General features: G+C 50.1%; 24 protein-coding genes and 1 other annotated feature. All 24 genes read right to left on the bottom strand.

What is annotated here, in order from left to right:
* Positions 1-118: 118 nt before the first annotated feature.
* The 24 genes from GPK90_RS07425 to GPK90_RS07310 all read right to left on the bottom strand — a co-directional run bounded on the left by GPK90_RS07425 (position 119) and on the right by GPK90_RS07310 (position 25,918).
* Positions 119-1,096 (bottom strand): glycosyltransferase family 2 protein, encoded by a 978-nt coding sequence (locus GPK90_RS07425; RefSeq protein WP_215702629.1) that lies wholly within the window; start codon positions 1,094-1,096, stop codon positions 119-121.
* Entirely contained in the window at positions 1,089-1,937 is an 849-nt protein-coding gene (locus GPK90_RS07420; RefSeq protein WP_142412503.1) for a LicD family protein, read from the bottom strand. The genes GPK90_RS07425 and GPK90_RS07420 overlap by 8 nt, the downstream gene beginning before the upstream one ends.
* A complete protein-coding gene (gene rfbH / locus GPK90_RS07415; RefSeq protein WP_118297220.1) occupies positions 1,934-3,274 on the bottom strand; it encodes a lipopolysaccharide biosynthesis protein RfbH in 1,341 nt (446 codons plus the stop codon). The genes GPK90_RS07420 and rfbH overlap by 4 nt, the downstream gene beginning before the upstream one ends.
* 25 nt (positions 3,275-3,299) lie before the next feature.
* On the bottom strand, positions 3,300-4,358 hold the full coding sequence (gene rfbG / locus GPK90_RS07410) for a CDP-glucose 4,6-dehydratase (protein WP_118322004.1): 1,059 nt from the start codon (positions 4,356-4,358) through the stop codon (positions 3,300-3,302).
* 32 nt (positions 4,359-4,390) lie between these two features.
* Positions 4,391-5,164 carry a glucose-1-phosphate cytidylyltransferase gene (rfbF, locus tag GPK90_RS07405; RefSeq protein ID WP_118297222.1) on the bottom strand — a complete coding sequence of 258 codons (774 nt, stop codon included), beginning with the start codon at positions 5,162-5,164 and terminating at the stop codon, positions 4,391-4,393.
* Between the two features lie 4 nt (positions 5,165-5,168).
* A complete protein-coding gene (locus tag GPK90_RS07400; protein WP_215702628.1) occupies positions 5,169-6,671 on the bottom strand; it encodes a hypothetical protein in 1,503 nt (500 codons plus the stop codon).
* Positions 6,661-8,367, bottom strand: a complete 1,707-nt coding sequence (locus tag GPK90_RS07395; RefSeq protein ID WP_215702627.1) for a hypothetical protein — start codon at positions 8,365-8,367, stop codon at positions 6,661-6,663. The genes GPK90_RS07400 and GPK90_RS07395 overlap by 11 nt, the downstream gene beginning before the upstream one ends.
* A gap of 126 nt (positions 8,368-8,493) precedes the next feature.
* Positions 8,494-10,455 (bottom strand): hypothetical protein, encoded by a 1,962-nt coding sequence (locus GPK90_RS07390; protein ID WP_215702626.1) that lies wholly within the window; start codon positions 10,453-10,455, stop codon positions 8,494-8,496.
* 11 nt (positions 10,456-10,466) lie between these two features.
* On the bottom strand, positions 10,467-12,740 hold the full coding sequence (locus tag GPK90_RS07385) for a hypothetical protein (RefSeq protein WP_215702625.1): 2,274 nt from the start codon (positions 12,738-12,740) through the stop codon (positions 10,467-10,469).
* 129 nt (positions 12,741-12,869) lie between these two features.
* Positions 12,870-13,496: a D-sedoheptulose-7-phosphate isomerase gene (locus tag GPK90_RS07380; RefSeq protein WP_215702624.1), complete on the bottom strand. Its 627-nt coding sequence runs from the start codon at positions 13,494-13,496 to the stop codon at positions 12,870-12,872.
* Positions 13,497-13,851: 355 nt separating this feature from the next.
* The gene (gene rplL / locus GPK90_RS07375; protein WP_015553100.1) at positions 13,852-14,226 is read right to left on the bottom strand and encodes a 50S ribosomal protein L7/L12; all 375 of its coding nucleotides are present in this window, start codon (positions 14,224-14,226) and stop codon (positions 13,852-13,854) included.
* A gap of 121 nt (positions 14,227-14,347) precedes the next feature.
* Positions 14,348-14,860, bottom strand: a complete 513-nt coding sequence (gene rplJ / locus GPK90_RS07370) for a 50S ribosomal protein L10 (protein ID WP_021904618.1) — start codon at positions 14,858-14,860, stop codon at positions 14,348-14,350.
* Positions 14,861-14,914: 54 nt separating this feature from the next.
* Positions 14,915-15,052 (bottom strand) — a sequence feature (ribosomal protein L10 leader region).
* 136 nt (positions 15,053-15,188) lie between these two features.
* Positions 15,189-15,884, bottom strand: coding sequence for a 50S ribosomal protein L1 (gene rplA / locus GPK90_RS07365; protein ID WP_015553098.1), 696 nt, complete (start codon positions 15,882-15,884; stop codon positions 15,189-15,191).
* 93 nt (positions 15,885-15,977) lie between these two features.
* Complete coding sequence (gene rplK, locus GPK90_RS07360; RefSeq protein ID WP_015553097.1) at positions 15,978-16,403, bottom strand: 50S ribosomal protein L11; 426 nt, start codon at positions 16,401-16,403, stop codon at positions 15,978-15,980.
* 117 nt (positions 16,404-16,520) lie between these two features.
* Positions 16,521-17,036: a transcription termination/antitermination protein NusG gene (nusG, locus tag GPK90_RS07355; RefSeq protein ID WP_015553096.1), complete on the bottom strand. Its 516-nt coding sequence runs from the start codon at positions 17,034-17,036 to the stop codon at positions 16,521-16,523.
* A gap of 15 nt (positions 17,037-17,051) precedes the next feature.
* Positions 17,052-17,258, bottom strand: a complete 207-nt coding sequence (gene secE / locus GPK90_RS07350; RefSeq protein WP_015553095.1) for a preprotein translocase subunit SecE — start codon at positions 17,256-17,258, stop codon at positions 17,052-17,054.
* 27 nt (positions 17,259-17,285) lie between these two features.
* On the bottom strand, positions 17,286-17,435 hold the full coding sequence (gene rpmG / locus GPK90_RS07345) for a 50S ribosomal protein L33 (protein ID WP_008726232.1): 150 nt from the start codon (positions 17,433-17,435) through the stop codon (positions 17,286-17,288).
* Positions 17,436-17,922: 487 nt separating this feature from the next.
* Positions 17,923-18,708 (bottom strand): amino acid ABC transporter ATP-binding protein, encoded by a 786-nt coding sequence (locus tag GPK90_RS07340; protein WP_215702623.1) that lies wholly within the window; start codon positions 18,706-18,708, stop codon positions 17,923-17,925.
* Complete coding sequence (locus GPK90_RS07335; RefSeq protein WP_021904616.1) at positions 18,692-19,402, bottom strand: amino acid ABC transporter permease; 711 nt, start codon at positions 19,400-19,402, stop codon at positions 18,692-18,694. The genes GPK90_RS07340 and GPK90_RS07335 overlap by 17 nt, the downstream gene beginning before the upstream one ends.
* 112 nt (positions 19,403-19,514) lie before the next feature.
* Positions 19,515-20,438: a transporter substrate-binding domain-containing protein gene (locus GPK90_RS07330; RefSeq protein WP_215702622.1), complete on the bottom strand. Its 924-nt coding sequence runs from the start codon at positions 20,436-20,438 to the stop codon at positions 19,515-19,517.
* 161 nt (positions 20,439-20,599) lie between these two features.
* Positions 20,600-21,310 (bottom strand): ComF family protein, encoded by a 711-nt coding sequence (locus GPK90_RS07325; protein ID WP_215702621.1) that lies wholly within the window; start codon positions 21,308-21,310, stop codon positions 20,600-20,602.
* On the bottom strand, positions 21,307-23,553 hold the full coding sequence (gene recD2, locus GPK90_RS07320) for an SF1B family DNA helicase RecD2 (protein WP_215702620.1): 2,247 nt from the start codon (positions 23,551-23,553) through the stop codon (positions 21,307-21,309). Before recD2 ends, GPK90_RS07325 begins: the two co-directional genes overlap by 4 nt.
* Positions 23,554-23,556: 3 nt before the next feature.
* Entirely contained in the window at positions 23,557-24,558 is a 1,002-nt protein-coding gene (mreB, locus tag GPK90_RS07315; protein WP_015553090.1) for a rod shape-determining protein, read from the bottom strand.
* Between the two features lie 256 nt (positions 24,559-24,814).
* Positions 24,815-25,918, bottom strand: a complete 1,104-nt coding sequence (locus GPK90_RS07310; RefSeq protein WP_215702619.1) for a hypothetical protein — start codon at positions 25,916-25,918, stop codon at positions 24,815-24,817.
* Positions 25,919-26,475 lie beyond the last annotated feature (557 nt).

Below are 26,475 nucleotides of genomic sequence, written 5' to 3'. Positions count from 1 at the left end.
TTCCTTTTTATTTTTGAAGTCCTTTTCTCAAATTTACACAAATTATTCATGATTTTGTAATGTTTTTCCAGTGTTTCCGGGGCTTTTTCGCCTGTCAGGCCGAGAAAATCTCCTTTTTTCACTGAAGGTCCTGTCCAACCGTATCCTGTTTTCGTTTTTTTCCGAAATTAGCAGTATCTCTCACGATATAGACCGGTCGGTCCTTGATCTCAGCAAACAGGATCGCGATATACTCACCGATGATCCCGACGATCACAAACAGCACGGAAAACATGAACGAGATCAGGACAACGATCGTCGCATAACCGTTCGGCGCCCCGTACAGTTCCCAGGTATAGACCGTATAGATCACCATGATCAGGCCGAAAAGCGCCGTAATCACACCAGAATAGATCCCGAGTTTTAACGGCAGGTCCGAAAAACAGAGGATCGTGTTGATGGAAAATTTAAACAGACTTTTGATGCTGTACTTGCTCTCCCCCGCAAACCGCGGTCTCGCCTCGTACTCGATCGTCGTCTTCTCGAATCCGATGCTCTGCACATAGCCGCGCAGGAAGCGGACCTTCTCCCGGTAGTTGTTCCGGAGGACCTCCGCCGCATTTTTGCTCACTGCGAAAAAGTCTGAGGCATTGGCCTCAAACTTCACGTCTGAGAGGTGGTTGATCAGCTTGTAGAACGCTGCGGATGTAAAGTTCTTTACAAAACCCGCCGTCTTATTTTTCGTGCGCACCATGCTGATCACTTCGTATCCCTCATCAAACTTTTCCACGATCTCCGGCAGGCATTCCGGCGGATGCTGCAGGTCCGCGTCCATGCAGACGATACCGTCACCGCCCGCATAGTCCAGTCCCGCGATCATCGCTGCCTCATGCCCGAAGTTCCTGGAAAAGTTGACGATCTTCACTTTTTCGTCCGACTCCGCGAACTCCCGGAGGATCGAAAGGGACTGATCCCTGCTGCCGTCGTTCACGAACAGGAACTCGTAGTCCCAGTCCGCCGGCAGCGTTTTTAAGATCTTCCCCGTCTCCGCGTAAAATTCACGAAGCGCCAGCTCCTCGTTGTATACCGATACAACGACCGAAAGCAGTTTAGTCATAAATCTTGATCTCCATATCGGAATGTTCCGGAATCTGTTTTTCCTTCGGCGGAAGTTTCATGTAATCGCCGTAGAGCTGTGTCAGAAGTTCGTCCCAGCCGGACGGCACATAGAACTTCGTGTCCTCAAACGGCATCTCGACAACCTCGTCGTCCCACTCGCGCTTCATTTCCACATAGAACCAGTTTGGCGCATAGCCCGTGTAGAAATACAGCGGGCGCTCTTTTCTGCTGTCAAAGCGGCACAGAGCATTCCAGAGCTTCCAGATCACCGGGAATGGGATCAGCTTTCCGATATTGGCAAGGACCGCCACAAAGAGCTTCATAACGCCCTTATAGTCGCTGTAATCGATCTCATAGCGGTGTCCCAGGGCGAATCCGTAGAGAACGCAGTGGGAGAGCTTTGTGAGCTTCTTTGCGATCTTTCCTGCCGGGAGTCCATCCACGATGAACAAATCCACATTCAGGCGACTGATCTTGTCGTCATAAAACTCCATCTTTCCGGAGTCCTCGAATTTCTGGCTCTTGTTGTACGTCACTCGGGAGATAAAGTCGTAGAATGCCTTTCCTCCATGGTATTCATTCGGCTCCACGAAGGACATGTCCTCCGGCAGTTCCCGCCTTACGACCTTCGCGAACATCTCATAGTTCTTTCTCGTGAACATGACATCCACATCGTCATCCCACGGGATAAATCCGCCGTGGCGGACTGCGCCAAGGAGTGTACCGGAGTCCAGGGCATATTTGATCTTATACTTTCTGCAGATCCGGTCGATCTCCTTTAAAAGTTTTAAATTGACCTCATGGACTTTCGTCAGGTCAAAGGATTTTTCTTCACTCACTGTAACAGCCCCTCTTTGATCACTTTCGCCATATAGTCGATCTTTTCGTCTGTCATTCCCGGATAAACGCCTACCCAGAAGGTATCGCTCATGATCCGGTCGGTATTTTCGAGTGTGCCGACAACTCGGTAGCCCTTTTTCTCCGCTCTCATTTCATCGAAGCACGGATGTTTGATCAGGTTTCCGGCGAACAGCATTCTCGTTTGGATGCCTTTGCTCTCGATGTACTGGACGAGTTTATTCCGGTCTGTTCCCTTCTTGCATGTGATCAGGAAACCAAACCAGCTCGGTCTGGAGTTCTCCGCCGGAACCGGGAGGATCAGGCGGTCTTCCGTCTCCGCAAGAGCGGCTCTCAGACGGTCAAAGTTGTGTCTTCTGCGCTCCACGAAGGTCGGGAATTTCTCGATCTGCGCGCAGCCGATCGCTGCCTGAAGGTCTGTCGCTTTCAGGTTATAGCCGAAATGGGAGTATACATATTTGTGGTCATAGCCGAGTGGAAGTTCTCCGTACTGTCTGTCGAAACGATGTCCGCACATATTGTCATGTCCGGACGGGCAGACGCAGTCGCGGCCCCAGTCGCGGAAAGAGCGGATGATCTTATTTAACAGCGGGTTGTCCGTATAGACAGCTCCGCCCTCGCCCATCGTCATGTGGTGCGGCGGGTAGAAGCTGGAAGTTCCGATATCGCCGACCGTTCCGGTGAATTTCTCCTCGCCGTTGATCGTATATCTGGATCCCAGTGCATCACAGTTGTCCTCGATGAGCCATAAGTTGTGCTTCTCGCAGAACGCTTTGACTGCCGCAAGGTCGAACGGATTTCCGAGTGTATGGGCAATCATGACTGCCTTTGTCTTCTCGGAAAGTGCTTCCTCGAGCTTTGTAACATCGATGTTGTACTGCGGGATCGTCACGTCAACGAAGACCGGAACAGCGCCGTACTGGATCGCCGGGGTAACGGTCGTCGGGAAACCTGCCGCAACAGTGATGATCTCGTCTCCGCGCTTTACGCGGCGGTCGCCGAGCAGCGGGGAGGTCAGGGTCATGAATGCTACCAGGTTTGCGGAAGAGCCGGAGTTTACAAGAGCACAGTAGCGCACATGGAGGTACTCCGCAAGCTTCTTCTCGAACTCATCCGTGTAGCGTCCGGATGTGAGCCAGAACTCCAGGGAACTGTCCACAAGGTTTACCATCTCTTTGCTGTCGTACACGCGGGACGCATACGGGATGCGGTCTCCCTCATGGAATTCCTTTTTCTGGTTATGGAATTTATCGGCATATTCAGCTACGAGGTCAAGGATCTCTTTTCTTGCCTCTGCTTCTGTCTTATTCTCAAACATAATTTTTCCTTTCCTGTCTATTCCTCTACTGAAACATCTCCGCGATCTGTCTGTCCATCACAGCGACAACATCGCCGTTCTTCTCATACTCCTGGCACCACTCCACCGTGAGTCCGATCGCTTCCTTCACGCCGTAACGCGGGTGCCAGCCGAATGTAGTCTTTAACTTCGAACAGTCGAGCTTTAAGAAGTTCGCCTCATGGGGACCTCCGTCGCTCTTATTCTCCCAGGAAAGTCCGTTTCCCCAGGCATTGCAGAACATGTCCACAAGCTCACCGGTCGTCACACAATCCTTGTCATCCGGTCCCACGTTGTAGTAACCGGCATATTTCCCGTCCTCATACTGTGCCTTTGCGACCATCAGATATGCCGCTAACGGCTCTAAAACATGCTGATACGGGCGGGTGGAATGCGGATTGCGGACGATGATCGGCTTCTTCGCCATCGCTGCGCGGACACAGTCCGGAACGATCCGGTCATTCGCAAAGTCTCCTCCGCCGATCACGTTTCCGGCACGGCAGGTCGATATCGCACAGTGTCCGTCCGCAAAGAAGGACTTTTTATAGCTGTGTGTCACAAGCTCGGAGCACGATTTGCTGTTGGAATACGGATCATAGCCGTCCAGGCGGTCCACCTCGCGGTAGCCGTACTCCCACTCCCTGTTCTCATACACCTTATCCGTCGTCACGTTCAGGAATGACTTTACACACGGGTTCAGGCGGACGCACTCTAAAATATTGACAGTGCCCATGACATTCGTCTCATAGGTGTAGACCGGATCCTTGTAGGAATCCCTTACGATCGGCTGTGCAGCCAGATGCAGGACGATCTCCGGCTTTGTCTCCTCAAATACCTGTTTTAAATGGACGAGGTCCCGGATGTCCCCGATGACGGAATTCATCTTTCCATCAAGACCGGCCATGTCAAATAACGCCGGATCTGTCGGCGGATTTAAAGAATATCCTGTGACGTTTGCTCCGGCATTTACCAGGATCCTGGAAAGCCATGTTCCCTTAAAACCGGTGTGTCCCGTCACCAGGACATTTTTTCCTTTATAAAAGTCAAAAACTTCTTTTAAGTTCATCTCATCTTCTCCAATTACGGATCTTTATTTCCTTATTCCCAGATCTTCCAGGGCGCGTTTCCGGACTGCCACATCGCCTCTAACTGCTGTTTCTCACGCTGGGTATCCATGCACTTCCAGAATCCCTCATGGCGGTATGCCATAAGCTCGCCGTCCTTTGCAAGATTTCTTAACGGTTCCTGCTCGAATACGGTGGAATCGCCCTCGATGTAGTCGAATACGCCCGGGTTCATGACCATGTATCCGCCGTTGATCAGACTTCCGTCGTCATCATTCTTCTCGCGGAAGGAATTGATCTTTCCGTTCTCCTCGAGGTCAAGGACGCCGAAACGCTGTCCGATATTGACGGCTGTGATCGTTGCGATCTTTCCGTGGCTTCTGTGGAACTCTTCGAGCGCTTTCAGGTCGATATTCGCAAGGCCGTCACCGTAGGTCAGCATGAACGGCTCATTTCCGACATAGTCTCTGATGCGCTTTACACGTCCGCCGGTCATGGTATTTAATCCTGTATCGATCAGGGTCACCTTCCAGGGCTCGGAGTAATTGTTGTGGACCTTCATGCTGTTGTTTGCGAGATCGAAGGTCACGTCGGATGTGTGAAGGAAATAGTCTGCAAAGAATTCCTTTACCACATACTGCTTATATCCCAGGCAAATGATAAACTCATTGTATCCGAACTGGGAGTAATATTTCATGATATGCCAGAGGATCGGCTTCTCACCGATCTCGATCATTGGCTTTGGTTTTAAATGGCTCTCCTCGCTGATCCTTGTTCCGAATCCTCCTGCCAGGATAACTACTTTCATAGGTCTACCTCCATATATTCCAACCGTTTTCTTTCAGGATCGTAAGCGCTGACCGGCATCCCGGTTTGTGATATTCCAGCGCATCCTCCAGTGTGTTGTCTGACTCATTTTCAAAATTTAATAAGATCTGTTTTACTTCATCCCGGTTATGTTCTTTCCGGTATTTTCCGAAGCGGAACTCCTCAGTCGTCGTCATCACGTTTCCAATGAGGAACATGGCTGCGAGAGCGATAGATACAGTCTTTACAGGCATGGCCAGTGTGGCTTTTTTCCTGCAAAATCCGCACTTTGCCGCCAGGGCAAACGTCAGGAAGATCCCGATGATACCGATCTGGTACTGCAATGCGTATCTGGAGCTCATTCCATATTTATCGTTCGGCATAAAGATATATCTGCTCACGAGCACCATCAGATGGTTCATGCCGCCGCCCGCCAAAAGCATCAGCGGCAGGATCGTCTTTTCCTCGATCCGGTAATAAAAATTCATCCACAGTGCGAAGAAGTACGAAACCAGTACGATCACACCGACCGCACACCATACTTTCCCCGGAATTCCCGCAAAGTTCCTGTCAATCAATTCTACTCCAAAAACCATGGAAGAAAAAGACTTAAGCAGAAATTTAATAAAAAATTTCGGATCCTGTCGGAAAGCCGTAAAGAGCGGCACATTCACCGCACCCGAATACTCATACACCGCCTGGGAATTGCTCCAGAGATAGATGAGGAACGGGATGACTGCTGCCGCGATCAGGGCGATCATGCGGGCCGTTCCGATCCCGGAACGTTTCGGAGATATTACAGCGATGATTCCGTTATCTTTTTTCCGGCTTTCTTCATTTCCTGTTTCCGCTCTGTTCTTCTGATCTGACTGTTTGCCGGTCTGTCTTAAACACACGACATCCCGCACATAGATAAAAAGATATGCGAGTACGATCGTCACCGTATAGATCGCGCAGTACGGACCTGCTGCCCCGATCGTGATCACGAAAGGCAGCACAAAGAGCAATACTAGCTCCGACCGCTTTGCATTCCTGAAGCCTTTTTCATATACCCGGTCAAGCAGCGCATAATTCCAGAAGAACAATCCAAATGCCAGGAAATGCGCCCATCCGGTTCCGTTGTACAGCATCTCCCATTTATTCAGACTGAACATGACGATCATCATAGCCGCATACCAGACCGGACAGAGTTCTTTTTTCCTGCTGTACCAGCCGATCACCAGTGCGGAAAGCCCAAATCCGAGAACGCCCATCACGCGGTCCACGGTAACGCTGTAGCCGAAGATCATCACATTCAGACCGCGTTCTAAAAAGTTTACCGGAATTCTCGTGAGAAGATCCGCAACAAAGAACTTATCCGGATTCCAGACGTCCGGCAGATAGGAATTGATCAGCCGGATATAGTCGGAATACACCATGTCGATGGCGGAGCGTTTTAAATATGCCAGATAAAAGAGGATCCCAAGGATCGGAAGTCCGATGTAGATATAACTTTTCTTATTCTTCATGATCTCCTCCGCCTGCTGCGGTCTTCGCTGCCGGTCTTCTTCTCGCTCTGCGGCGTCTTGCCGCCTGTTTCGCCGTGTTCTCACTCTGTGTCTTCTGTGTTTCCGTCTGCGGTTGTTTATCTGCTTTTGATACTGCTGATCTTGTACTTTCGTTCCTGATCTGATCAGCTGCTGTACGTCCGCTCACCGGCTGGCTGAGTGTCACGATCCTCATGGATGTCGCCGGTGCGGCCTGACGGGGTCTGCGTTCTGTCCTGTTCCCTTCCTGACGAGCCGGGCGGGATTCTGCCGGTCTGACAGGCTTTGTCTGCGGTGCTGCAGTCTCACGGGACTCACGATTCATTCCAGACGTCCCGGCTGCCTCTCTTGCCGCCTGTGCCCGCTTTCTTCTCTGGCGTCTCTTTGCGGAAGAGCTTAACTTCTCCTGCTGTACATCCTCTGTTTTTTTCTCCAACGGCATCAACGGAAGCGGTTTTCCTGCAGTCTTTTCCGCTGGGATCACCGGCTGTACCGGCTGCACTGTCACGATGGATCGCGGCTTTCTCTCTTCTGACTTTCCAGCTGTCTGTACTTTGATACTCACAGCAGCCTCAGCTTTCTCATTCTGCTGACGTTTATTTGTTTCCGGTTTCACTTCTTTGCCTGGCTGAGGCTTGTTCGCTTCGGTCTTCACAATCCTGCTCTGCTGAAGTTTGTTCGCTTCGACTTGCGATTCTTTCTTCTGTGGATTTTTTACCTTCCGCTCTTCCGGAACCTTTTTCGACATCGGCTGATCTGCCGCTTTTCTATTTTCCTTCGCATCCCGGTCTGCATTTCCACCTGTTCTGATATTCTGTCCATTCTTAGCGGCGGACTGCTTTGTGTTGGACTGCTTTCCGTTTTCGCGTCTCTGAGCCTGTTCCTGACGGTTGCTTTTCGTCTGAACGTGCTCATGTTTTCCTTCGCCGCTCTTCGCCTGATCTCGTTCCGGCCTTCCCTGTCCACCGTTCTTTGACTGGCTTCGTCCAGTCTGATTCTGGCTATGTCCTTTTGACTGTCCGCGTCCCTGTGACTGATTCTGACCGCGTGCTTTCGTCTGCGCTCCGTATGTTTTTCTCACATTTGTCCCATAATGTCCTGTCTGGCTCTTTTTGATCTCCGGCCCCCGTTTTTTATGACGGTTCGCATGGCGGTCCGCAACGATCCGCAGAAGATCTTCCATGTAGTTATACTGATTCCAGGCATCTTCCTTGGAAACATAATTTTCATGTACCGCTTTGTTTCCGATCACGCGGATCTCATTTAATTCCCACTTTCCGACACGGTCCAGATACCCGTTCTCATCGAGCCACCATCCAAATTGCTGGAATGTCATGACTCTCTGGCGCTTTCTTCCGTTCATCCGGTAAGTCTCGCGCTGTCCTCTTCCATCTGAACTGCTCCGGGCATTCGCCATCGCCTGGGCGGAATTATCAAGCTCGATCCCGTTAAACTCTGCCACAAGCTTTAAGAACAATTCCAGATTCTGGCGGCCTTTTACCATTGCCGCATTATACTCCCCGCGCCGCAGCCATTGCTTTTCCTTCTTTAATTCCCGCTTTACGGGAGCAAGATGGGCGATCATGTTCCTCTTTCTCCGGAAAAATCCGATCACGAGGATCAGGACCACTGCAATGGCAAATCCCACGGTCATGGGAGCCAACTGCTGTCCATTCATTTTCTGATTCTCCTTTTTTCTCCGTAACAGCCATGCATCATCATGTCCGGCAGCCGCTGCACTTTTTTCGTGAAACCTTCAGATAAGCGGTTCCCTCGGATATCGCGCAGCTGCTGCCGCGGCTGCTTACTGGTCGACTACCTTCACGACCATTGCCAGATTTTCTTCCCCGCGGTGTTCCCGCGCACCTTTCACATAAAAGTTGCACGAAAACTCTAGCGTAAATCTCTGATACGGTGCGGCTGGGATTTCGTAGTACATCGTATTGTCCGTAAATACAAGGTCATCCATCTGCCGTCCGTTCACCTTGATCTTACAGGTCTCGCCGCCTGTAAGTTTGCCGGGGTAATAGCATTTCAAGGTCAGCTTGCTGCTCTCCCCGTTTGTCAGAACGATCTTTGCGTTCTCATCGATCCACCCGTCCGCATAGCTTCCGAACGGCGTGTCGAATCGCTGCCGCTTCACGATCTCCGTCACATCGTTGTACGCATTGTGCTCCGGGTCCTCACACAGGATCACCATATTGTCCGTGATCTCCTTGAGGTCCATATCGCTGTCGATAAACTGAAGTTTCGGAACCTTTGTTTTTCCTTTTGCGTATACTTTCAGGAATGTTTCTGCATTAAAATCACTGATCTCGAAATCTTTTCCGATGATATAGATCTCTTTGTCGAAGATATCGTCCCCGTATGTTCCGTATGTCTTTTCCGCCAGAGAATTGTACTGGCTCTGCGGTGCCCATAAATACAGGTTATCCCAGTTGTCCCGGTAATATGTCTCAACCGGGAAGATCAGACAGCCGTATAAAAGTACCAGGATCCCCGCCTTTCCCATCACACGGGACAGATAAGCAAAGAACAGGAGCGCCGCCGCATAGGCCACATAGACCCAACGCATCTCGACACGGATCGTCACGCTGGAGCTGCCGATGCAGAGCGCGATAAATCCAAGAAACAGGATCGTGTTCTTTAAATGACAGACAATCTCTTCCCGATCTCTCACCATACCGAGAACGGCCGCCAGCACACCGGCTCCGAGAACGGCTTCCGCTGCCAGGATCAGGTTCCGGATCCCGTCCGGGCTGTCCACAAACGGCTCAATGCAGAGATAATCCGGTCCGGAGTTTCTTCCGAACACAAATCCCACCTGGCTGATCGCCTGGTTGATCGCATCCGTGAGCTGGAAGGTATCTGCCACATCCGTTCCGCCGGTTCCTGCCGGTGACAGCGTTCCGATCGTGCGGAGACGGATCATCTGGATCACTCCAAATACCACGATCGGGAGCAAGATGAGCAGGATCCCTGGCAGGCGGAAACTGCTTTCTGTGTCTGCTGCTTCCGCGCGGGCTGCTGCATCTTTCTTACCCTGTGCTCCGCGGCTCTGTCCTCTTCCACGGCTGCGTCCCGGCTCTGCCGCGCGCTCCGGTTCGCTTTTTTTCTCCGGTTCCGCGGCCACAGTTTTCGTTCCCAGACCTTTTCCAAAGCCAAGGATCACCGTTAAGAGAAGAAGCGGCAGGAGCACCATATACCGCTCGTGAATGAAGCTGACCACAAAGTACAGAACGTTGGCTGCGAGAAACGCCCCCGCCTTTTTCTCATTCACGTACTGGTACAGAAACCACAGCATCCCGAGCGCCGCCCAGAGTGCCAGGCTTTCCATCAGACCGTAGAACTGTCCGATCTGATAATATGCCATTCTCGAAGACAGGTAGAGAATGCCGGCTGCAAAGCTTAAGATCTTTCTCCCATCACTGAATGACACTGCCATCCGATAAATGCTGTACGCGATCCCCGCGTTCAGGATGATGTTGAACGGAACCATCCATTCCACATGTCCCCCGATAAAGAAAAGTTCCAGCCAGGATGCCAGGTAAAACAGGAAGCGGAACCGGCTGCTGCCCATCGGGAATACATACTCTGTAAACGACTGGTCCCCATAACAGGACCAGAGGTACAGATCATCCATATAAAGTCCCTTCAGTTCTACTCCACGATTGATCCAAAATCCAAATCCCAGAAGGAGCGCAAAGATCAGAAGCTCCGGGCTCCACCGCTTCCACGCCTCTGAGGTTTTCTCCTGTAAATTCATGTCTTATCCCCTTACTGCTGTTCTCCGGGCCAGTATTTTTCGGTAAACTCCGCCAGAAGCGCCTCGCTCTCCTCCGCGGAGAGTTCTCTCGGTTCTGGCGAGAATACTGCAAGCCCGTTTCCATTTTCATACAGGAGGTCTGAGAGATACCCCTGTTTTAAAAGCCCTGTCACATTTCGGAATCCGTCCGTTCCGGGCTTTAAGTATCCGCTTCCGAGATAGATATGATCCACTCCCGCGAATGTAAAGAACTCTGCCAGTGCCTCCGGGCTGGATGACAGATTGAAGTTTCCGCCGCTTCCCTCGATGTCCGTATAGCTCTGGGTGCTGCACGGGAAACGCAGCATCTCCGGCTGTTCCCCGAATACGACGACGCGGTTTCTCGGATTTTCCGCCAGCACGTCCCAGATCTTCTCATTTCCGTATGAGACGAGCAGTTCATGGGATTCTTCCATATGATCATAATATCCTTTATGGAAGATTTTCACCGGTGTCAGTCCCAGCGTTCCCCCCCAGTTGCTCACGGCTGTGATCGTCACATTAAAAAGAAGGAACGGGACCAGCATCCTGCAGATCGTTCCGCGGAGGAAACCGCTCTTTAATTTTCCTGCTGTGATCACCGCCAGGATCGCTGAAAGTGCATAGAGAAGCAGGAAATAGTTTCCATCCACCTGCCATAAAAGATAAAGCGCCGCGAGACTCACGATCCCATTCGTCACAAAGACCAGCGCCAGGCAGATCAGGGAGCTTTTTTCTTTCCGTCCCGATCTCTTCACATCCGCCAGCACCGGCAGACAGACCATCAGAAGAAAGATCAGGAGCAGCGGCGATCCCCAGGCGATCCGCACATGCGCCATATCTTCGCCCACCGGGGCCATGAGAACGCCGTAAATCCTCTTTAAAATGTGCTTGAGCCCCGCCAGGGAGATCAGTGCCCCGCCGTTTGACGGCAGACTCTCAAACCGGTACGGATACCGCACGGTAAAGCCGAGGGCCGCCCAGATCGAGTTGAACACGGATGTCAGCGGAAGTCCCGTGTGCAGCCATGTCCGGTACCAAATGAGAAGCCACATCGGGATCATAAAGCCAAGGGATGGAAGGAAACTTCCACGGAACTTAAATCTCAGCTGTTTTGTGAGCAGGATATAAAGTCCGGCGGTTCCTGCCGCCGCTGTGGAAAATACAAGCGCCGTCGGCTTTAACACGAGTGTCATCAGGTAGGCATCCACCGCCAGCACCAGGTAGGCGCTCTTCTTTCTCCTGATATAGAGAAGCAGAAACAAAAGCATGACAAGCTGCATAAATACCGTCATGGAGTCTGTCTTTGCAGTGATGGACATGTTCATGATCCCGGGTATGCAAGAGAGCAGCGTCATACAGCCCACCGCATGCTTTCTTCCGACAAAAAGTTCCACGATCTGCCCCGCGGTGATCAGGGTCCCAAGCGTCATCCAGATCTGGAAACTCAGGAAAAAGCCGTAGGACGGCAGTCCGGAGATCGGTAAAAGCAGTGTCTCCAGGCCCTTCGAGTACGTGTATACCACGTTGACCATTCCGAGATTTTCATAGATCCCGCCGCCGTTATCCAGGACATACTCACTCCGCAGGCCATAATGGAGCGAGTCGTAATCGGCGCAGATGTTCATTCTTCCGGCCTGCAGGAGGACCATCGCAAGAATGATCGCGATGCAGGCGGACATTTCCAGAGAGATCTTCGTCTCCTTCGGGATCTGTCTCCACGGCTTTCCGTCATCTCCTGCCGTCCTTAATTCCATAAACCGGAAACCGATCAGAAATCCGGCAATGATCACCGTAAGTAAACGGAAGCTCCGGATCCCGCACCCGAAAAGCAGGGATCCTATACAGAATAAAAAGATCATACATCCGCTTCCCAGAAGGAAATCCGCAAGTCCGGTGATCACATGATACTCTCTCCAGACATGATTTCTGTCCATCCCTCTGCGAAGGCGCGCGCCGAGCATCAAAAGGACCAGAACATAGGCGCCGGACAGGAACATCGCCGTGAACGCCTGATGGATCCAGAGGAATCCGGCTGTGATCAGGAGAGCTGCTCCTGCTCTGAGCCGGTTTCGATCGATTTTCCATATCGCGAACAGATATAGGAAAAACAGCACAATGATCTCTGCCAGAAGTTCGATCGTCTCCGGTCTTCTAAGCCGGATCCCATCCACTCCTGTCACATAAACCTGTCCGATCGCAACTAAGAGCGCGGGCACCGCCGCCAGCGCCAGAATAATTAACGAGGCCCATTCCCGTCTCTTCATAATTTCCCCCCGGTTGCGGTTCTTCTCCGGCATGATTCCTGCTGTCTGCCCATTCGCACATCCGGATATCGTCCGCAGGCATTCATAGGATTTTTCAACATTACGCAGATACGTATTATCATATCGGTACTATTCCGCATAAAATCTGTCTTCCAGCATCAGGCAGAGCGCATGGTAGATCGGAAGGTGGAGTTCCTGGATCTTGTAAGTCTCCTGCTCCGGTACGATGATCGCGACATCTGCGATCTTTGCAAGTTTTCCGCCGGTCTTTCCTGTGAGTCCGATCACTTTCATTCCCTTCGCCTTTGCGGTCACTGCGGCATACATCACATTTTCCGCGTTTCCGGAGGTACTGATCCCGAGGAACACATCCCCTGCTTTTCCATAGCCGTTTACCTGCTGGGCATAGGAAAGCATCCCGTCCACATCATTTGCGAATGCGGAGGAAAGCGCTGCATGGTTTGTGAGCGCGATGGCCGGAAGTCCGCCCTGGAGTTTCTTCGCGAGTTCCGCTCCGCGTTCCGGGTCTGCCTGTTTTAAAGCCTCTGCGAGTTCCGCAGATACCGGGCGGCGTTTTACGAAGCCTTTCATCAGCTCACCGACGATATGGTCAGAATCTGCGGCACTTCCGCCGTTTCCTGCGAGCAGAAGTTTTCCGCCGTTCTCATAGCATGTCTCTAAGATCTTGTATGCCTCTTCGATCTGGTCCTTTACGGCATCCAGGACCGGATATCTCTTTACTAATTCCTGAATCATTCTTTCTCCTTTTCACCCGCCTGATCCTGTATAATGGGCAGGTATTGCCATTTTCATGCTATCCATTTTAACACATAAGCGCCGGTCTTTCCACCGTCAAATTGCTTACAATACAGAATCTTACAGAGTTTTTACATTCTTGCGACAACCTTCATCTTCGCACGGGTGCGCAGCTTAGATACGCGGTGCCTTTTTGTTTAGCAGTAAGGTGACTTCCTACTAAACAAAAAAATCCGCAGGAAGTCACCTTCCTGCGGATCTCTTGCTCATGCGGTTAATCCGTCCAATATCTCTGAGTCACAATGTGCAAGCACATTCTGCCTCATAGCTGCTGTCCGGAACTTTTATCGTCAAATTACTTAAGAGTAATCTTAGCGCCTTCAGCCTCAAGTTTTGTCTTGATGTCGTTAGCTTCGTCTTTGGATGCACCCTGCTTAAGAACCTTCGGAGCGCCGTCTACAACGTCCTTAGCTTCCTTGAGGCCAAGACCTGTTACTTCACGAACAACTTTGATAACTTTAACCTTGTTCGGGCCTACTTCTGTAAGCTCAACGTCGAACTCAGTCTTCTCTTCCTCTGCTGCTGCGCCAGCGCCTGCTGCTGCAACTACTACGCCTGCTGCTGCGGATACACCGAACTCTTCCTCACAAGCCTTTACTAATTCGTTTAACTCTAATACGGATAATTCCTTGATAGCTTCGATAAACTCAGCGGTTGTTAACTTTGCCATTATAATTTACCTCCATAATAATTTATATTTCACGTTTTTTTCACAACTTTTATACAGCATCTATGCTGCCTTTGACGGGATCACGCGATACGTGTTTCCGCCTGCAGGACCGGGATGAGGATTAAGCCTCTGCCGGAGCTTCTGCACCCTCGCCGTTCTTCTCTGCGATCTGGTTGAGAACGCGTGCGAAGTTTGTGATCGGAGACTGCATGCTTCCAAGAAGTCTTCCAAGAAGAACATCTCTGGACGGGATGCTTGCGATTACACCGATACCTGCTGCATCGTAGTAGGTTCCCTCTACAACGCCGCCTTTTAATTCAAGCTTGTCAGCTTTCTTTGCGAACTCAGCTAATACTCTGGCCGGAGCTGTTGCATCTTCTTTAGAAACAGCAAGTGCTGTCGGGCCTTCAAGATGCGGCTCAAGTGCTTCGAACTCAGTTCCCTTTGCAGCGAAGCGGATCATTGTGTTCTTATATACTTTATAAGAAACACCAGCTTCTCTTAACTGTTTACGAAGAGCAGTATCCTGCTCAACAGTTAATCCACGGTAGTCAACGACTACAGCAGACTTTGCTCCGTTGAGGACTTCAGCGATCTCAGCAACTACCGGCTGCTTTAATTCAACTTTTGCCATGAATGGTTTACCTCCTGTTTTATTTAGTATTGGATTCGCCGTCACAGCATTTTTTCGCTTATCAGAAAAACCTCTCTGTCCGCAGACCGAGAGGTTTACAAAATTCTGTGTGAGTTTTGTACGTCCCTCGGCAGGTGTTTTTACCTTACGCCTTACGGCACCTGCTGTCTTCGGCATTCAATACCCGAATAGTTTATCATAATATATTTGGATTGTCAATCACTTTTTTAGTTTTTTGCATTAAAATACTGCCAGACGGTCAATCCGGCTGTACGCCGCTGGGGCGCAGAACCAGATCAATGTCTGACAGTTAAAATGACACAATCGACTAGTTTGTTAACTTAGCTACGTTTAACTTAACGCCCGGGCCCATTGTGGAAGTAAGAGTAACGCTCTTTAAGTAAGCGCCCTTTACTGTGCTCGGTTTAGCTTTGTTGATTGCATCCATAAGCGTCTGGAAGTTGTCCGCTAACTGTTCTTCTGTGAAAGAAGCCTTACCTACTGGCACGTGGATGATGTTTGTCTTATCGAGTCTGTACTCAATCTTACCAGCTTTGATCTCTTTGATAGCTTTTGTAACGTCCATTGTTACGGTACCAGCCTTCGGGTTCGGCATTAAGCCCTTCGGTCCAAGTACACGACCAAGACGTCCAACAACGCCCATCATATCCGGTGTAGCAACAACTACATCGAAATCTAACCAGCCTTCGTTCTGGATCTTCGGGATTAAATCCTCTGCTCCAACGAAGTCAGCGCCTGCAGCCTGAGCCTCATCAGCCTTCGGTCCTTTAGCGAATACAAGGATACGAACAGTCTTACCTGTTCCGTGCGGCAGAACTACTGCACCACGGATCTGCTGATCAGCATGACGGCCATCACAGCCTGTTCTTAAGTGAGCCTCGATTGTTTCATCAAATTTAGCAACAGCAGACTTTTTAACTAATGCGATTGCATCTGCTGTATCATAAAGAGTAGCGCGGTCGATAGCTTTTGCCGCTTCTACGTATCTTTTTCCTCTTTTCATTATAAAAAACCTCCTGTGGTAGTGTCGGGAGTCCTCCCTCCCACGTGATTGTTGCTGTATATGGAGGTCCGTCCTCCATTCAGTTGCTTACGATCAGTCTGTTACGGTGATACCCATGGAACGAGCAGTACCAGCGATCATGCTTGTAGCAGCCTCGATGCTTGCAGCGTTTAAGTCTGGCATCTTGAGCTCAGCGATCTTCTGTACTTCTGCTCTTGTAAGAGTAGCTACCTTTGTTTTGTTCGGTGTTGCAGAACCGGATTTGATCTTTGCAGCCTTCTTTAATAATACAGCAGCCGGCGGAGTCTTTGTGATGAAGCTGAAGCTTCTGTCAGCGTAAACTGTGATAACAACCGGGATGATCATATCGCCCTGATCAGCAGTTTTAGCGTTGAACTCCTTTGTGAACTGTACGATGTTTACACCGTGCTGTCCAAGAGCCGGTCCAACTGGCGGAGCCGGTGTTGCCTTGCCGGCAGGAATCTGTAATTTAATATAACCTGTAACTTTCTTTGCCATAATTAGGCACCTCCTAAATAATGTGGTAATGTCGGGGATTTCCCTCCCACGCGGGCACAAAGTCCGTTTTCCTAAAAAAGGTACGGACGACCGGTCCGGATCTTAGTCCGTTTACGGTCACATTTTCTTGATTTCAGAAAAGCTCAGTTCCACCGGTGTTTCACGGCCGAACATTTCGACGTTGATTGTAATGGACTGCTTGGACTCATTGACGGTTCTAATAACACCGACGGTATCCTTCCATGCGCCGGCCGTAACAACGACGGTATCTCCGACGGCGAAATCTACAACGACATCCGGTGCCTTAAAGCCAAGGCTCATCATCTCTTCTTCTGAAAGCGGCACCGGCTTGGATCCCGGTCCTACGAATCCGGTCACACCTCTGGTGTTCCGTACAACGTACCATGTGTCATCATTCATGATCATATGAATCAGCACATAGCCCGGGAACATCTTACGCTCGACCTGCTTCTGAGCACCGTTTTTAAGCTCGATGACTTCTTCCAGCGGGACGGAGACCTCTAAGATCTGATCCTGAAGACCTCTGTTTTCGATTGTTTTCTCAATGTCAACCTTTACCTTATTCTCATATCCGGAATAAGTGTGTACAACATACCATTGTGCTTCTGACATATCTTCACCTCATCCTTAACCAAGTACAATATTGAGACCAAATTTGATGATCAGGTCAAGGGCTGCGATAACAATCCCCAGAATTACTGTTGATACGACTACAACAACGGTCTCTTTTGTAAGCGTATCTTTATCCGGCCAGATGATCTTATTGAATTCAGCTTTTAAGCCTTTGATAAAGTCCGTTTTAGGGGCTTTCTCATTACTTGCCGTTTCTCCCATAAATTCACGTCCTTCTTGCAAACCGGATTACTTAGTTTCTTTGTGCATCGTATGTCTCTTGCAGAATCTGCAGTACTTCTTTGTCTCCATGCGGTCCGGATGAGTCTTCTTATCCTTCGTCATGTTGTAGTTGCGCTGCTTGCATTCTGTGCATGCCAGTGTAATCTTAGTGCGCACGACTTCCACCTCCGTTTAATTTCTTTGTAAGGCGGCCTTTTCTCTATTCATTGCTATCGTTTTTTGAGCATAAAAAAAAGACCTATATCTTCCATTCGCCCGAATATCATACCATAAGAATTTCGGCTCGTCAAGTATTTCCTTTAAGAACACGGTCTTTCCACGGATTTTTTTATAAAAAAGATATATCCTGCCACACTCAGGCGTCTCCCACTGGTGCAGACAAAAATATACTCTGGCACATTCTCCCGCCAGGCGCAGCAGCCTGCGGCAATCCGCATCTTCGCGCGGTTGTGTAAAAAAGAATGTGCCTTGGCACATTCTCGCGCCTCGCGCGGTCGCTTGCGACAAGCTACATCTTCGCGCGAGTGCGCATCATTGGCACGTTAGTGCCTTTTTTGTGTAATAGGGAATTCCTCAGAATTTCCTATTACACAAAAAAGACTTCCTGTTTCCACACATTGGAAAGCAGGAAGCCTTCTGAAATCTACAATACCTTTGATAAAAATTCCTTTGTTCTCTCATTCTTCGGATGCGCGAAGAACTCTTCCGGTGGAGCTTCTTCGAGAATTTTTCCCTGATCCATAAACAGCACGCGGTTTGCGACCTCTCTCGCAAAGCCCATCTCGTGGGTTACAACGACCATGGTCATTCCCTCGTTCGCAAGCTCCTTCATGAGATCCAGTACCTCGCCTACCATCTCCGGGTCAAGGGCACTCGTCGGCTCATCGAAGAGGATCACATCCGGCTTCATCGCCAGAGCACGGACGATGGCCACACGCTGCTTCTGTCCGCCGGAAAGCGTGGACGGGTAAACGTCTGCTTTATCCTCAAGACCGATGCGGCGTAACAGCTCCAGAGCTTCCGCTCTCGCCTGTGCTTTGATCTCTGCCTTTGTCTTCGGCACATCAGGTGCCAGCGTTCCTTTTCTCTTTGCCTTCTTTAGCTCTTTACAGCGCACATAGACCGGTGCCATCATGATATTCTCGATCACCGTCATATTGTTGAACAGGTTGAAGTGCTGGAATACCATGCCCATATGGCGGCGGTGGATATTGATGTCCACGCGCATATCGGCGATATCTACGCCGTTAAAAATGATGCTGCCGGAGGTCGGATCCTCCATGCAGTTTAAGCATCTTAAAAATGTACTTTTTCCGGAGCCGGACGGGCCAATGACTACAACGATGTCACCTTTATTGATGGTCACATTGATTCCCTTCAGGACTTCCAGATCACCAAATGTTTTTTTCAGATCAATGACGTCTATCACTCTTCTTCAGGCTCCTTTCCATCAGTTTAACAAGAATTGAGATCACCAGCACGAGAACGATGTAGATCGCCGCCATGACAAGATACGGGACCATGAACTCGTAGCTGTTGCTTCCGATATAGTTGAAGGCAACATAAAGATCCGCCGCGCCGACAAAGCTGACAACGGAGGTTTCCTTGATCAGGGCAATAAACTCATTGCCCAGAGTCGGAAGAATATTCTTCACTGCCTGCGGGATCACGATCCGGATCATCGCCGGACCAAAGCCAAGACCGACTGCACGTCCCGCCTCAAGCTGTCCCGGATCAACGGACTGGATACCGCTTCGCATGATCTCGGAAATATACGCGCCGCTGTTCAATCCAAAGACCACCATGGCAACACGGACACCCGGCAGCTTGATCCCCATAAGCGGCAGCATAACGTAGTAGAAGATCAGAAGCTGCACGACCATCGGGGTTCCGCGGAAGAGACCTACGTAGAAGCTGCAAACCGCGTTCAGCGCCCGCGGAAGTGTCTTATATTTCGGCAGGACGCGGACCGTCGCGATGATGGTACCGATCAAAACACCGATAATCATGCCGACTACCGCGATCAGAAGCGTATTCTGCAGACCCTGCACAACTTTGACGTAACCGTTTTTCTCAATAAATATCTGTACAAACTTGTTCCATTTGTTCCCGAAGTTTCCCATAATACCTCCAGATAGCAAAAACACAGCGTTTCCTGCCATGTTCCAATACAGTCAAAAAGCGGGAGCGAACCGTATCCTGCCCCCGCTTTTCTGACCGGTGTTTCCAATATTTTTACTGCATTGCGTTGATCGCCTTTGTGATGCTTTCTGCCGGAGCCGCATCAATGATCACGTACTTCACGTTGCCGTTGATCATATCCTGAACTGCAAGAGATGCACTCTTATACGGTACCCACTCTGCCGGAAGTCCTTCAAAGCCCCAGTCATCACTGCCCTCAACAAAGTACTGTGCTGTGGTTCCCTGCTGTCCGCCAATCTTGTCGCTCGCGCTTAAGCCCTTAAGAACCTCTTCTACGGAAGCTGCATCCTTACAGTCATCAAAAGCCGTATCATCTGCCAGTGTAACCAGTCTCTGGGATGCTTTATAATACGGATCGGAGAAAGTTACATATTCTTCTCTCTCCTCGTTGATCGTTAAGCCGGCCATTGCGATGTCGCATTTGTGCTGACCAACAGATAAGCATACTGCATCAAAGTCCATGTTTTCAATTACAAGCTCCTTGCCAAGCTCCTGTGCGAACAAAGCTGCGATTTCCATATCGATTCCCTTGTAGCTGTCACCGTCAACATACTCAAACGGCTCAAAGGATGCGTTTGTCGCAACAACAAGCTGATCCTTGGAAGCATCATACTCTGCAGATTCTACTGCAGCCGGCTCGCCGTCACTGAAATATTTATCGCAGATCTCATTGAAGGTTCCGTCCTCCTGGATCTTTGCGATGAATGCATTTACCTGCTCAAGCAGCTCCGGCTGGTCTTTATCCACACCGAATGCATACTGCTCATCTGTAAGATCATATTCGATCACCTTAACAACTCCTGCTGCCTCATCTTTCTTTTCTTCTGCAGCCGCACCTGCTGTCGTCTCTGTCTTGTTCTCTGCTGCTGCCGTTGTCTCTGTAGTCTTGCTGCCGCAGCCTGTAAGAAGTGATGCCGCCATTGCAGCGGTCAAACATAATGCAATCGCCTTTTTCATAATATGTTCCTCCTCTAACCCAATACGGATTTGCAACTTTTTCGATGAGACCCACTATACCACAGGCCTATACAAAAAGCAAGCGTTTATACATGTATTTTTGCATATTTATGCAGTCCCTCTCATTCTATAACCTGTATGCATATCACTTTTTTCCTGTCCTATCTTCCTCCGGTCATGCAGATCACAACGAAATAGACCCGGCTGATTCCCGATGCCCGCAGGGCTCTCGCGCACGCCTCGATGGTACTGCCTGTTGTATAGATATCATCCACAAGGATCACGCTCCTGATCCCCTCCGGGATCTCCCCCGCCGCGAATGCACCGGAAAGGTTCTTAAGCCGCTCTGCCGCCGAGAGATCCTTCTGCGGCAGTGTCTTCTTATTTCTCACCAGCATTTCCGGCATCACCGGAATCCCCAGCTTCTTTCCGATGACCCGTGCCAGGATCTCTGCCTGATTGAATCCCCGGGTCTTTTTCCTCGTGGCATGGACCGGCACCGGGACCAGGGCATCCGCCTGCATCCGGCGGATTGTTCGTCCGTACCGTGCCGCCAGAGCTGTCCCGTAAAAATCCAGGTACTCTCTCTTATTATTGTACTTGATCTGCGCCATGGAATGCCTCGCCGTCTCATCGTAATTTAACAGGGCGATCCCGTACTCAAAGGCACGCGGATGGCGCATGCAGTCCGGACAGAACTCCAGACTCCCGTCTTCAATCTCTTTTCCACATTTTTTACATACCGGCGATTTTACAAACGAAAGTTTTCGAAGGCAGTCCGGGCAGATCATCCGCCCGAAGCCGCCTGTGATATCCCCGCATACAGGACAGCGGCGGGGATATAGAATATCAAGAATTTTATTGAATTTCATGTTATCTCCAGAATCCGGTCTTTCAGCCCCGAATACCGTTTCTGTTCCACCTCATTATCCACCATCGCCTGAAACACCTCCGGGATTCCCACGAGGCAGACGCAAGCTTTCGCCCTCGTAACCGCCGTGTAGATCAGGTTTCTCGTCATCAGCATCCGTGGTCCCGAATGGACCGGGATCACCACTGCCGGATATTCGCTTCCCTGGGATTTGTGGATCGTGATCGCGTAGGCAAGCTCCAGCTCCTCCAACTGCTTAAAGCTGTACTCCACCATCCGGCGCTCATCAAACTCTACCTCCATCGTCTCCGCGAAGCTGTTGATGGAGCGGATGATCCCCGTATCCCCGTTGAAAACGCCTTCGCCCTTATCCACCGGGATTCCGTAACGGTTGCGGACCTCCCACTCGATCTGATAATTGTTCTTAATCTGCATGACCTTATCGCCCACACGGAAGATCGTCCCGCCGGACTCTTTCTCCTGCTTATTCGGCGCAGGCGGGTTAAACTTCTCCTGAAGCTGCTTATTTAACGCCTCGACTCCGAGAGCGCCTTTCCGCATCGGCGTCATGATCTGGATATCCGACATCTCGGCATGGACATAGTTCGGAAGCTTGTCCTGCACGAGGACCATCATATCCTTCACAATATCCGCCGGATAATCGCGCCGGATAAACAAAAAGTCACGGCTCTTCTTATTTAAAGGAACTGTTTCCCCGTCGTTGATCTTATGGGCATTGACGATAATGTCGCTCTGGGCCGCCTGACGGAAGATCTTTGTGAGCTTCACCACAGGGAACGCCTCCGACGCGATCATGTCCCGGAGAACATTTCCCGGCCCCACGCTGGGAAGCTGGTTTACATCGCCCACAAGGATCAGCCTCGTTCCTACATTCACCGCCTTTAAGAGTGAGTGAATCAGGCTGATATCCACCATGGACATTTCATCGATGATGATCACATCCGCGTCCAGAGGATTTTCCTCGTTCCGTTCAAAATGCATGCCCTCCAGCCGGTTCTCGCCGGAATTGCCGTTGTTTTTCTGATCAACCGTCGGAGCGCCCGTAAGCTCCAGAAGTCTGTGGATCGTCTTCGCCTCGTATCCTGTCGCCTCCGTCATGCGCTTCGCTGCGCGGCCCGTCGGGGCAGCCAGAAGAATATCCATATCTTCCTGCTCGAAATAATGGATGATCGTATTGATGGTGGTCGTCTTACCCGTTCCCGGACCTCCGGTGATGATAAGGAGACCATTGCTCACAGCCTCCAGAACTGCCTGCTCCTGAAGCTCGTCCAGCTCGATCTTCTCCGCCTCCGTGATCTTTTTCAGGCGCTTTTTCACGTCGTCCTCATCGATCTTCGAGTGGAGATTCAGATCATGCAGCATTCTCGCCGTATTGAGTTCCATATAGTAGAACTGCGCCGGGTAAACGATCCGTTTCCCATCCTTTTCCTTCACCACCAGCTTCTTCTCCATCTGGAGATCCACCAGATGCTTTTCCATGTGCTCCGGTTCTACATTCAAGAGTGCCGACGCATTGGCAAACAGCTCCTCCTCCGGCAGATATGTATGGCCGTTTCCCGTCGCCTGGAGCAGGGCGTAAAAGAGGCCGCTGCGGATCCGGTAATCGGAGTCGGTAAAGATACCTACTTTTGCCGCGATCTCATCCGCGATCTTAAATCCCACCCCCTGGATATCATCCGCCAGCTGGTACGGATTCTCCTGGATCACAGAGTACATTCCCGGACCGTAATGCTGGTAGATCTTCACCGCAAGGTTCATGGAGATCCCATACTGCTGAAGGAACACCATGGCCTGACGCATATCTCTTTTTTCCTCCACCTGGCTGCTGATCTCCATCGCCATGCGCTCGCTGACACCCTTGACCTCGGCGAGACGTTCCGGCTCCTCTTCCATGATCCGGAAGGTGTCCGCCTTGAACTTCTTTACGATCCTTTTAGCTAAAGCAGCTCCGATGCCTTTGATAGCACCGGAGCCGAGATACCGTTCAATCGCCAGTGTGTCCTCGGGAGCTTTTATCTCATAGCTCTCCACCGCAAGCTGTTCACCGTAGATGGAGTGTTCCACCATCCGGCCCGTCGCCTCGATCCGCTCTCCCTCACTGATGTAGGGAAATGTGCCGACGAGGATATATTCTTCTCCCCCGTCCGCCACGCTTAAGACCGAGTAACCGTTATCCTCGTTGCGGTATTTGATTCTTTCCACATAGCCTGTTACAGTTGCCATTTTTTATTTTTCTGCGCCTTTTCCGCCGTGTGCGAACTCGATAAACTTACCGGTTCCGATCGCAACCGCTGTAAGCGGCTCCTCCGCGATCATTGTCGTGATTCCGGTCTTCTCCTCGATCAGGGCGTCAAGTCCGGAAATCAGGGATCCGCCGCCGGTAAGAACGATTCCACGGTCGAAGATATCGGCCGCGAGCTCCGGTGGTGTACGCTCCAATACATTGTGTACAGCGTCTACGATCTGCATAGCCGGCTCTCTTAACGCCTCAAGTGTCTCGTCGGATGTGACAACGATGGTCTTCGGAAGGCCGGTCACAAGGTTTCTTCCGCGGACTTCCATCGTCACAAGCTCCGGACGGCGGTAAGCTGCGCCGATATTGATCTTGATCTCCTCAGCGGTTCTCTCACCGATCAGAAGATTGTGTTTCTTTCTCATATAGCGGACAAGGGCTTCATCGAAGTCATCTCCGGCCGTCTTGATCGAGGTGCTGACTACAGTACCGCCGAGAGAGATGACTGCGATATCCGCAGTACCGCCTCCGATATCTACGATCATATTTCCGCATGCCTTGGAGATATCGATTCCGGCACCGATTGCTGCTGCAACCGGCTCCTCAATGATGCAGACCTCACGGGCACCTGCCTGATAAGTCGCATCCTCAACGGCCTTTCTCTCAACCTCTGTCGCTCCGCTCGGAATGCAGACCGCGATACGCGGCTTTCTTAAAGTTCTCTTTCCTACCGCCTTGTTGATGAAATATTTTAACATTTTCTCGGTTACGGTATAATCGGAAATTACACCTTTACGGAGCGGTCTTACCGCAACGATATTACCCGGAGTACGTCCGATCATCAGACGCGCCTCCTCACCGAAAGTAATTACTTTATTTGTTTCCCTGTCCAGTGCTACTACGGACGGTTCCTTTAAAACAACGCCTTTTCCTTTAATATAAACAAGGATGCTGGCGGTACCCAAGTCAATTCCAATGTCGTTTGACATCATCATTGTCGTCTTCCTCCTGTCTTTCTAACTGAAAATCTCCTGAATCTATTTCCGCGTCCGATACAGGACGCGCCTCGCTTCTCTCTATCAGAAAACCCTGTCCCCGCAAAATATATCCTGCATTGTACTGCATATTTCTGCAGCTTTCATGATCTCGCAGTATTTCCGGTCACGAAAGTGACCGCACATACAGGGCGCGAAATATCAGTCTTTATTATATACGAAAGGCATTTGTTTTTAAAGGGGTTTTTGAAATTTTTTACTGTACCCACACGCCGTTCTTATCAACATAATACTTTCCGTCGATCATCCGGCTCGTAAGCATCGCGCCGTCAGTTCCGCAATAGTACCATGTCCCGTTCGTCTGTACCCACTGGTTCTTCACCATCGCGCCGCCGGCTCCGCAGTAATACCACTGGTTATTATTCAGGATCCACTGGTTCTCCACCATATATCCGGACTGGTTAAAATAGTACCAGACATTGTTGATCTGCTTCCAGTTTGCGACCGGATATGTCTTATCCGGATTGCACCACCACCAGCCATTGCTGTCGCGGAGCCATGCGCCATTCGCTGAACCGGTCGTACTTCCGCTTGTCTGGCTCCCCGAACCGGAAGTACCGTTTCCATAGTACGCAGACGCCGCGTTCCGGTTCGCATAGATCGCAGCGGCTCCGCCCCGGTCTACATCCTTCGGCTCAGACTCTTTCCAGCTGCTCTCATCACTTCCGCGGATTGCCTTGACTTTAAATGTATAACTGCCTTCTTTTGTGAATGATCCGCAGAAATTATAATAGTTATTTGTCGTCGTGTATGCGGAACCTACGCTGTCCCCGTCGCGGTATAAACGGACCTGATATTTCTTTGCATATTCTGTTCCTTCCCAATATGCAACTCCGCCATAGCTGTCGTCCCAGGAGAGATCATAGACATCCAGATCATAATCTTCATCATCATACTCCGAATCAATATCCGAGATCTGCTGAAGTGTCACATATACATACAATTTTGATGTACTTCTTGTCACCGATGTCACCTTCTGTTCATCATTTCCAAGATATACATCTGATTTGCTCAGTCCGGACGAAAACGCGTAGTCACTCTCGGCACCGATCGTAATCTTAACCTTCGGCTTCGTATCATCATTCCAGTCTCCGTTCGGCTCGTTGGTAATGGAGATCTCATCCACATAGCAGCCGTCATCTGACACATCCGCCTCCACTTCCAGGTTGTCCGAATCCGTCAGGACTGCATTGATATCGATCGTGACCTCCTCGATCTTTTCCGATGCCATTGCCGGGAATGCCAGCAGGGCAGTCATAAGAAGTGCTGCCGGTATTGCAACTATTTTTTCTTTCTTCATTGTGAACCTCCCGTTTTCCTGTCATGGATATTCAGATTTATCAGGTCAGTAGCTTAAAAATCCTCCTGCTGAAAACTGCATCGGATCTTCAACCTTCGTCCCTTATATTATTCCATATTATACCAGAAATTTATGAATGATTTATGTTCAAATTTCCTGTTAAACTTCGGCAAAATTGCGGCACATCTCTGGTAAATCCGCGTCACGGAATTTATCGACTGTTTTCGACATAATTCTTTCTAAATCGTTAAGTAAATTTACTTTCTTTTAATTTTTTACTCACATTTTAGACACATTTTGCCTCTATAATACAATTACGTTATCCGAAAGGATAACCTGCCTTTGTTTCAAGTATTACACTTGAACACACAAAGCTTTTTCATACTCATACCTGTCGGAGGCGACTTCGGCAGGTCCCCCTAAAAAAATTGATACTTTCCATACTCCCCTTAGGAATCACAGAAACGGCTGTGGTTCCTATTCTTTTGTTGCCGAAGCTTCCCATTCCATTGAATTTCATTCCATCTCACGGTATAGTAAATGTAATAGCATGACCC

Source organism: Clostridium sp. MCC344 (assembly GCF_018785365.1).
Classification (GTDB): Bacteria; Bacillota; Clostridia; order Lachnospirales; family Lachnospiraceae; genus Pilosibacter.
Note: the sequence above shows the minus strand (reverse complement) of the source record. Positions and strands in the feature narration are given on the sequence as shown.